General features: G+C 58.5%; 6 protein-coding genes. 1 reads left to right on the top strand and 5 read right to left on the bottom strand.

Going from position 1 to position 8,958, the window contains the following annotated elements:
• The first annotated feature begins 117 nt into the window (after positions 1-117).
• Positions 118-1,590, top strand: coding sequence for an ISNCY family transposase (locus BST28156_RS31565; RefSeq protein ID WP_174904288.1), 1,473 nt, complete (start codon positions 118-120; stop codon positions 1,588-1,590).
• 331 nt (positions 1,591-1,921) lie between these two features.
• Here the strand turns inward: BST28156_RS31565 and BST28156_RS31560 are convergent, their stop codons facing one another.
• The 5 genes from BST28156_RS31560 to BST28156_RS31540 form a co-directional block, all read right to left on the bottom strand.
• Entirely contained in the window at positions 1,922-3,259 is a 1,338-nt protein-coding gene (locus BST28156_RS31560; RefSeq protein WP_174904287.1) for a virulence factor, read from the bottom strand.
• 203 nt (positions 3,260-3,462) lie between these two features.
• Positions 3,463-4,800, bottom strand: a complete 1,338-nt coding sequence (locus BST28156_RS31555) for a virulence factor (RefSeq protein ID WP_174904286.1) — start codon at positions 4,798-4,800, stop codon at positions 3,463-3,465.
• A gap of 108 nt (positions 4,801-4,908) precedes the next feature.
• Positions 4,909-5,166 carry a PAAR domain-containing protein gene (locus BST28156_RS31550; RefSeq protein ID WP_080292904.1) on the bottom strand — a complete coding sequence of 86 codons (258 nt, stop codon included), beginning with the start codon at positions 5,164-5,166 and terminating at the stop codon, positions 4,909-4,911.
• 9 nt (positions 5,167-5,175) lie between these two features.
• Positions 5,176-6,642, bottom strand: a complete 1,467-nt coding sequence (locus BST28156_RS31545; RefSeq protein ID WP_174904285.1) for a virulence factor — start codon at positions 6,640-6,642, stop codon at positions 5,176-5,178.
• Positions 6,639-8,822: a T6SS effector phospholipase Tle3 domain-containing protein gene (locus BST28156_RS31540; protein WP_174904293.1), complete on the bottom strand. Its 2,184-nt coding sequence runs from the start codon at positions 8,820-8,822 to the stop codon at positions 6,639-6,641. Before BST28156_RS31540 ends, BST28156_RS31545 begins: the two co-directional genes overlap by 4 nt.
• Positions 8,823-8,958: the final 136 nt, after the last annotated feature.

The following is an 8,958-nucleotide window of genomic DNA, read 5'->3' as shown; positions in this document are numbered from 1 at the left end:
GTCCGCAACCACCCTCCTCGCCACGATCAAAATTGCCTTGCAAATGGGAGGCGACCATATAAGAAATGTCGTGTTTTGGCCTGTAGGTGATCGTCTGCACCCTTGGGAGCGCCGGCGATGAACGCGACTGGGACGATCACCATGACGATGCGTGAAGTGGATCGGCTGAAGGTCATTGAGGCGGTAGCCGAGTGTCGGCTCAAGCCTGGCCAGGCGGCCGAACGGCTGGATTTGAGCGTGCGGCAGATTGAGCGTTTGGTATCGCGCTATCGCGCGGCCGGCGTGGCTGGATTGGTGTCAGGCAAGCGTGGACGCCCGAGCAACCATCAGTTGCCGGCTGGAAAGGCGCAGCGGGCGCTGGCATTGATCCGCGAGCGCTACGCCGATTTTGGCCCGACGCTGGCGTGCGAGAAGTTGCGCGAATGTCATGGCATTGACCTGGCTGTCGAAACGGTTCGTACGCTGATGAGGGCTTCCGGGCTCTGGATTCCACGCAAGCAACGCCCGCCGAAGGTCTACCAACCGCGCAACCGCCGTGCTTGCTTCGGCGAACTGATTCAGATCGACGGCAGCGATCACCGTTGGTTCGAGGACCGTGCGCCAGCCTGCACGCTGCTGGTGTTCATCGACGATGCAACCGGACAGCTCATGGCGCTGCACTTCACGGCGAACGAATCGACCTTCAGCTATTTTGAGGCGCTGTCCAAGTATCTGGATTCGCATGGCAAGCCGGTGGCGTTCTACAGCGACAAGGCCAGCATTTTTTACGTGAAGAATCGCTCGGAGACCGCGGGCAAAGGCGTCACGCAGTTTGGCCGAGCGCTGTACGAGCTCAATGTCGACGCGTTCTGTGCAAACTCAAGTCAGGCCAAGGGGCGGGTGGAACGGGCCAACCTGACACTGCAGGACCGGCTCGTCAAAGAGCTCAGACTGCGCGGAATCAGCACACGAGAGGCCGCCAACGCGTATGCGCCCTCCTTCATCGCTGACTTCAACCGTCGCTTCGGCAAACCGCCGAAAAGCGATCACGACGCACACCGGCCGCTGCGTGCTGATGAGGATCTGAGACAGATCCTGTCGTATCGCGTGCCGCGCAAGGTATCCAACGCGTTGACCGTGCAGTACGACCGCGTGATGTACCTGCTCGCCGATTCGGCGGCCAATCGGAGCCTCGTGCATGAATACGTCGAGGTCGTCGAATATCCGGACGGGATGATCGAGGTCCAGGCCAACGGCGCGGTGCTGTCGTGCCGGCAATACGATCGCATCACGCGCATCGATCAAGGCGCCGAGGTCGAGAACAAGCGGCTGTCCAGTGCCCTGGAAGTCGCACGGCGCATCCAGAGCATGCGTGACGAACGCCGCGCGGCCGGCTCACCGTCACGCACCCATTGCGGCGCCGAGGTTCAGGCAAAGAAGGCCCTCATCGGGCTGAAGAAACAGCGTGCAATTGAGCTTGCCGACGTGAATCAAGCCATTCTTGAAGTCAGCGTTGAAGGAATCAGGGAACGGGGGGCGGCTTCGCCGCCCCACCCCAACACCTTGAATAAGGACAAGAAAAAGCCCAAACACCGCGACATTTCAATTTAGCTGGAAACACGACAATTGAACTTAGCAGGGACATTTGGTGTAGGTCCCAAGTTCAGATGTCGCGTTTCCGCTAAATAAAAATGTCGTGTTTTGGCTTGTAGGTTGATCGCCAACACCCCTCAGGGAGCGCCGGCGATGAGCTGGCTGGTCACTCGGCTGCGTGAGCATGCCCCGGCGGGACTGGTGTCGAGGCATCGAGCGAAGCCCGGCAACCGTCATCCGGCGCCGAACGGGTGCTGACGATCGGATTTTGGCCCGACGCTCGCGTGCGAGAAGCATCTGGGGATGCGTGTACGACTCAGATTCGAATAATGCCGCGCACGGAGGCTCCTTAATACGAGTAGCCCTGAATGCCGTAATTCGTGTCGTGGCGACGCCCCCACCACGGCAAATAGGCGTTGTTTTCGCCGCGAGCGCGGAACCAGTCGCCGTTTGGATCGATCGGCGTGAGTTTCGAAGGAGGAAGGATGACAACGGCAGTCGGATGGCCAGCGTCCGTTGTACCGGCAACCAGCGCACTCCCGCCAAAGTGGTTAATCCGTCCGATTGCAAGTGCGACGTTGGTCAGCGCCGTGCCCGCGCCCATGTCACCGAGCAGCGCCGGCGTGTTGAAGACTTGCTTCGTGTAGTCGAATTCCGGCAGCGTCTCCGTGAGCGTCTGCGACAGCGAGGCCAGGCGGGCCGATGCCGCATCGCTGCCCTTGCCTGCATCATGCACGACGAACTGGATGCTGGAAGGATCAACGTTTGCGTTGTGGGCGGCCTGTGCGACCGTCGCCTTCCATGCCTGGACAGCACGCGTGGCGCCGGTCTTTGCCTCGTAGTCACTCACCCTGCCCGTTGCAGCCTTGCCGATCCATGCAAGCGGCTCGCGTTCGGTCTTCAGATCCGGGCCGGCCAGGAAGAGCACGGTGAGGTTCTCGTTCATCTGCTCGTCTTTGGGTGGAAAGCTCGGCGCGTCCCAGTTCATTACCCACACGCTCTCCTGCGGATGCGCCTGCAGATAGTCGAGCGCGGCGTTCAATGATGCGAAGCCGGCGTTTGCACTGCCGACATGGATTTGAATGTCAGCAGGCAAATCCTTGCTCCACAGATCTTTGGCGGATTGATTGCCAATTTCAAAGTAATCTTTTATCTGATACGCCAAATAATCCTTCGCCTCATCTACTTCAAGTCTCGGTGGTATCGCAAATTCGACCCGAATGCCTGCGAGTTCCCGCCAATGGCGTGAGTCCTGTGGCTTGACCGTGTAGAAATATTGACTATTCATCACATATTTCGTGGCAAACAGGCCCAGAAGCGTGTCGATATACTTTTCATAGAATCCATCGAAGCGCTCCCTCCCGTTGTTCCCGTATGCGATTCCGGCGACTGGGCGAACTGTACTAAACGACTTGGGATCCGTTCTAACCATGTCGTCATTCTTATTCGGTTTGACGAGCCCCATGGCCCACAGCAGCTGCCATTCCGTCGGATAGTCGCGGCGCTGCAAGGGATTGAGCCATTCCAGCCCCACGACTTGCGCGACGAACGGCTTCTCTTGAACAGGCGTTGACGGGCCTGGTGTAGACAGGGGCTGCACGCTCTCCGCAGTTAAAGACGAGCAGCCAGTAGCGAGTGCCAAAACAGTGATTGCCGCTAAAGCCGGCACCTTCGTCCATCGTGTCATTTTCTCCCCCGAAGGTCGTCGCTGATCGTTTGTACCATTTCGGACACTTACATGTCTTTGACGTTGTGATCGTGGTAAATCAGAGAGGTGCATGGGTGGCCGATTCGTGCGGCGCGCCATGACGTCACGGTTCGCGGCGCCAGACCCGGCGCGCGTCCGCCATGGCTATCGTCTACTCGAATAACGTCGCGCACGGAGGCTCCTTAATACGAGTAGCCCTGAATGCCGTAATTCGTGTCGTGGCGACGTCCCCACCACGGCAAATAGGCGTTGTTTTCGCCGCGAGCGCGGAACCAGTCGCCGTTTGGATCGATCGGCGTGAGTTTCGAAGGAGGAAGGATGACAACGGCAGTCGGATGGCCAGCGTCCGTTGTACCGGCAACCAGCGCACTCCCGCCAAAGTGGTTAATCCGTCCGATTGCAAGTGCGACGTTGGTCAGCGCCGTGCCCGCGCCCATGTCACCGAGCAGCGCCGGCGTGTTGAAGACTTGCTTCGTGTAGTCGAATTCCGGCAGCGTCTCCGTGAGCGTCTGCGACAGCGAGGCCAGGCGGGCCGATGCCGCATCGCTGCCCTTGCCTGCATCGTGCACGACGAACTGGATGCTGGAAGGATCAACGTTTGCGTTGTGGGCGGCCTGTGCGACCGTCGCCTTCCATGCCTGGACAGCATGCGTGGTGCCGGTCTTTGCCTCGTAGTCACTCACCCTGCCCGTTGCAGCCTTGCCGATCCATGCGAGCGGCTCGCGTTCGGTCTTCAGATCCGGGCCGGCGAGAAACAGCACAGTGAGGTTTTCGTTCATCTGCTCGTCTTTGGGGGGAAAGCTTGGTGCGTCCCAGTTCATCACCCATACGGTTTCTTTGGGGTGTGCGTGCAGATAGTCGAGTGCGGCGTTCAATGATGTGAAGCCGGCATTAGCGTCACCGATGTGGAGTTGAATGTCGGCAGGTAAATCCTTGCTCCACAGGTCTTTGGCAGATTGATTGCCAATTTCAAAGTAATCCTTGATCTGGTGCGCCAAATAATCTTTCGCCTCTTTCACTTCCAGCCTTGGTGGTATCGCAAACTCGATCCGAATACCCGCAAGCTCCCGCCAATGGCGAGGGTCATGTGACTTGACAGTGTAGAAATATTGACTGTTCATCACATATTTCGTGGCAAACAGACCGAGAAGCGTATCGATATACTTCTCGTAGAATCCATCAAAGCGTTCCCTTCCGTTGTTGCCGTCCGCAACAATAGCGACTGGCTTGACTGACAAAAAGCTTTGAGGGGCTTTTCTGACCATATCGTCGTTCTTGTTCGGCTTGACAAGCCCCATCGTCCATAGCAGTTGCCATTCCGTGGGATAGTCGCGACGCTGCAAGGGATTGAGCCATTCCAGCCCCACGACTTGCGCAACGAATGGCTTCTCGTGGAGAGGCGTTGAGGGCGCTGGCGCCAACATGGGCCGTTCGGTTCTGATGACCGCAGACGAGCAACCTGTAACTAGCGCGAAAAGAGCGGGCGCAGCTAGCACCGGCGACTTTATCCATCGTGTCATTTTCTTCCCCGGAGGCCGTGGCCGGACGTTTCTGCCATTTTGGCTGCGCGCTCGCCTTCGGCGTTGTTCTTGATTGCGGGAAATCGGGATACGTCCCGACATCCCGCTTCAGGGGCGCCCGGACGTAGACGCCGATGAAATCAGTACTGCCCCGCACGAGGTTTTGTGGCCATCAAACGATGCGAAGCTGCCCTCCACTGTGAAGTCCGGATCGCCCTCGACGATCACGCATTGACCATGAATCGGGCAGGTGCAGCGGTCGCCAATTCGCGCGACCGGGCGCCCCATTACCTCGCTGTTCGCGGCGCCCGACTCGACGCGCCCGCCATGGCTATGTACATCGCCTACTCGAATAATGCCGCGCACGGAGGCTCCTTAATACGAGTAGCCCTGAATGCCGTAATTCGTGTCGTGGCGACGCCCCCACCACGGCAGATAAGCATTGTTTTCGCCGCGAGCGCGGAACCAGTCGCTGTTCTGATCGATCGGCGTGAGCTTCGACGGGGGAAGGATGACAACGGCAGTCGGATGGCCAGCGTCCGTTGTGCCGGCAACCAGCGCATTGCCGCCAAAGTGGTTAATCCGTCCGATTGCAAGCGCGACGTTGGTCAGCGCCGTGCCCGCGCCCATCTCACCGAGCAGCGCCGGCGTGTTGAAGACCTGCTTCGTATAGTCGAATTCCGGCAGCGTCTCCGTGAGCGTTTGCGACAGCGAGGCCAGGCGGGCCGATGCCGCATCGCTGCCCTTGCCTGCATCATGCACGACGAACTGGATGCTGGAAGGATCAACGTTCGCGTTGTGGGCGGCTTGTGCGATCGTCGCCTTCCACGCCTGGACAGCACGCGTGGTGCCGGATTTTGCCTCGTAGTCGCTCACCCTGCCCGTTGCAGCCTTGCCGATCCATGCGAGCGGCTCGCGTTCGGTCTTCAGATCCGGGCCGGCGAGAAACAGCACAGTGAGGTTCTCGTTCATCTGCTCGTCTTTGGGTGGAAAGCTTGGGGCATCCCAGTTCATTACCCACACGCTTTCCTGCGGATGCGCCTGCAGATAGTCGAGTGCTGCGTTCAATGATGTGAAGCCGGCGTTGGCGCCGCCGACGTGGATTTGAATGTCCGGTGGCGTATCCTTGCTCCACAGGTCGGGGAACGACTTGCTGCCAATTGAAAAGGCCGTGATCATTTCGTCGCTAAGATGCGAGCGAGCCTCTTTGGGAGATAGCCGTGTGGGGATTGCAAACTCAATGCGAACTCCCGCCAATTCTCGCCAGTGTCGTTTGTCGGATGGTTGGACTGTATAGAAATAGTGCCCATTCATCGCGTACTTGTCATAAAGCAGTCCTAGAAATATATCTATATATTTTTCATAGAACCCATCAAAACTCTCTCTTCCGTTATTACCGTAGGCGATTCCAGCGACAGGGCGAACTGTACTGAATGACTTGGGATCCTTTCTAACCATGTCGTCATTTTTATTCGGCTTGACCAGTCCCAGCGTCCACAGCAATTGCCATTCCGTCGGATAATCGCGACGCTGCAGGGGATTGAGCCATTCGAGCCCCACGACTTGCGCGACGAATGGCTTCTCTTCGATAGGTGCTGACTGAGTCGGCGCCGACATGGGCTCGGCGGCTTCCGCGCTTGCGGACGACCAAGCCGTAGCGAATGCAAAAACAGCAATCCCAGCCAGAGCCGGCAAACCTAACCATCGTGTCATTTCCTCTCCCATGCTTCGAATTTGCGGACCGTGGCCGAATGTTTCGATTGCCACGATACCCATCACCAATAGTACTGCACTGAGTGCCAGTGCAAATCGTTTTGACCGGGAGGAAAGCAATGATCTCATGCGACCTCTCCGATGCCGAGGAATGTGCCTCCCTGCCGCGTGTCATCTATCGAATCGGGAAGTGTTGCTTCCGCATCGTTGGTAACCCAATTGGTTAGCGAAACTTTTTTCATCGTTCCATATCGGAAATATTCCGAATAAACAATATTTGGATTATATTTTCCAATTTGATGGCCGAATCGCCAATCGGCTTCGATCCTGAAATCGTTCAACCGTTGCTGCGAAATCCGACAAACACCAATCGCAACATCGTAAGCCAGCGCCAACCTGGCATGCTTCTCGTTGGTCATGATTGTCGAATGGTTTGTCGGGTTATTCACCGCAGCGTCGAGGATGTGTACGATCTGCTTGTTTCGCCACTTCTCGTAGCCGGCGGGCATTTGCGCGTTGGGACCCGCCTCCCCTATAACCACGCCGTCCTTGACCCATTCCGGGTTGTTGTCACGACGGGCCTCCATGCGCGCGATCGCATGGTCCTCGTAGCGTTGTGAAGCCTCACTGTCCGCATCGCCCTTGGGTTCCATTTCGGCCGCATGCTCGCCTTTGGGCTTGTACGTATCGTACGGATCTGCCGTGTTGATGGACGTCTTGTTTTTGTTGCGTGCCGCCGCCACTGGATCGTTGTCCTCGTTGAAATCACTCTCCGCGGTGCCGTCCTTCACATGCACGAGCGCCCCGTAGCGAAGCGCCTGCGGGAAGAACGGCTCCGGCAGGGCCGGCGCATCGCAGACCACGTGCCATCCCTCCTGTGTGGCGCCGCATTTTTTCGGCGGCTCCGCACTGACGCGGAACATGCCGAGCGCCGATGTCGCCATCGTCACGATATACAGCGCGGGGGCGATTGCGATGGTCGCGACCTTGCCGTACCACTCCTGGTTACCCCGCAGTGATTTGACCAAGTTATATTTGGCCGGGGGTGACGTCGGATAAAAGAACAGGTCCGTTGAGCCCTTGCCATAACGCCAGTCGTCCTCCCACGTTCGGTAGGTTACCGGCGACGCCTGACCGACCTTGAATTTGGTGGCAAACACGCGCTGCGTGAAAAGGCTCGAACCTTTCACGAGCGCGACCTCGTCCGGATGCAGTCCGCGCCAGCCCATACCCTGGACGGGGGCGGCGGAAATCACCTGGTCGTGCGGGCAGGAATACAGCGTCACGCGGCCGTAAGTATGGTTCTGAACCCCGTACTGCTGCCGGTCATAATCGGGATCGTAGGCCGGCTTGCCGTCAGCGCGCGACTGCAGGTTCGCCATCGTCATCCGGAAGTCGAGCGGGTCGCGCTCGTCCTCCGCATCCTTGCTTTTCGCGATGAGCTCAAGGAACGCTTTCAGGGTCTTCACCCGTGCCTGCGACTCTACGCGCCCGCGATTGCCGTGAGAGTCCTTGGCGTTGCGTTCGGTCCACTGCTCCATGAAAGGCGAACTGTCTCCCTTGATCGTGCCGAGCAAACTATAGGGCGGATTGGCGAGCACGTAGGTATCGGCCACGCACCGCACGCCAGCATCTTTCGACAGACGATCGCCGAGGAAGGCGGCTGCGATGCCAACCATGTTGCCTTGACTGTGACACACCACCGTGATCGGCACGTCCTTCTGTGCCTTGCGGATAGAGCCGATGAGCTTCGCGAGACGCAATGCTCCCAGTACGTTGTACATGCGCGGTGGCGTCTCGAAGAGCGGGCGTTGCGTCGGATTGATCCCCTGCACATTGATGAAGCCGAAGATCCGCGGATCGACTCCAGCGTTCCACAGGTCCGGCAGGCTGCCGCAACCATTCGCGAAGGGGCCGCCACCCCAGTAGTTCTGTTCGTTCAGGAAGATCGATTCGCCATAGCGCTTCAGTTCCTCGGCGTTTGCCTTGTAGCCCCAGCGGAAATGAATGACCGGCGAGTAGGTATTTTCGTCCGGTTGCAGATACGTACCGGCCCACAGCTGCGGATTGATGAAGCCGTCGTCCGTCAGACTATTCATGTAATGCATCGGCGCCATCTGCCCGGCCTGAGGGCCGTGATGCGCCAAATCATCGTCCGTACGTCCGAGGCGCGTGTTCAACCCGGCGCACAGGCCCTTTTCGCTCGCCTCGAACCACTCCCCCTCCGAGTTCACGCCATGCACGAAAATCACGATACCCGGCAACGGCATCTGCATCACGCACAGGTAATCGGATTGGCTGAGCGTCATGACGCCATTACCATTGGCGACCAGATAGCGATTCTGCGAATCGTCACTGCCTCCCGACGACGTTTCGCCTGAGGGCGTGCGCGGATCGAGGCCGCCACCGTCGCTCGCAGCGTCCTGCATCGACGGATTGTTTTCG

Source organism: Burkholderia pseudomultivorans (assembly GCF_902499075.1).
In the GTDB taxonomy this organism is placed as follows: domain Bacteria; phylum Pseudomonadota; class Gammaproteobacteria; order Burkholderiales; family Burkholderiaceae; genus Burkholderia; species Burkholderia pseudomultivorans.
The sequence above is the reverse complement of the archived record's forward strand: the minus strand, read 5'-3'. Positions and strand labels throughout refer to the sequence as shown.

Bases quoted from the DNA above. Each gene is read 5' to 3' on its own strand.
- BST28156_RS31540 (WP_174904293.1), bottom strand. From the start codon at position 8,822: ATGACGCTCAGCCAATCCGATTACCTGTGCGTGATGCAGATGCCGTTG.
- BST28156_RS31555 (WP_174904286.1), bottom strand. From the start codon at position 4,800: ATGACACGATGGATAAAGTCGCCGGTGCTAGCTGCGCCCGCTCTTTTC.
- BST28156_RS31545 (WP_174904285.1), bottom strand. From the start codon at position 6,642: ATGAGATCATTGCTTTCCTCCCGGTCAAAACGATTTGCACTGGCACTC.
- BST28156_RS31560 (WP_174904287.1), bottom strand. From the start codon at position 3,259: ATGACACGATGGACGAAGGTGCCGGCTTTAGCGGCAATCACTGTTTTG.
- BST28156_RS31565 (WP_174904288.1), top strand. From the start codon at position 118: ATGAACGCGACTGGGACGATCACCATGACGATGCGTGAAGTGGATCGG.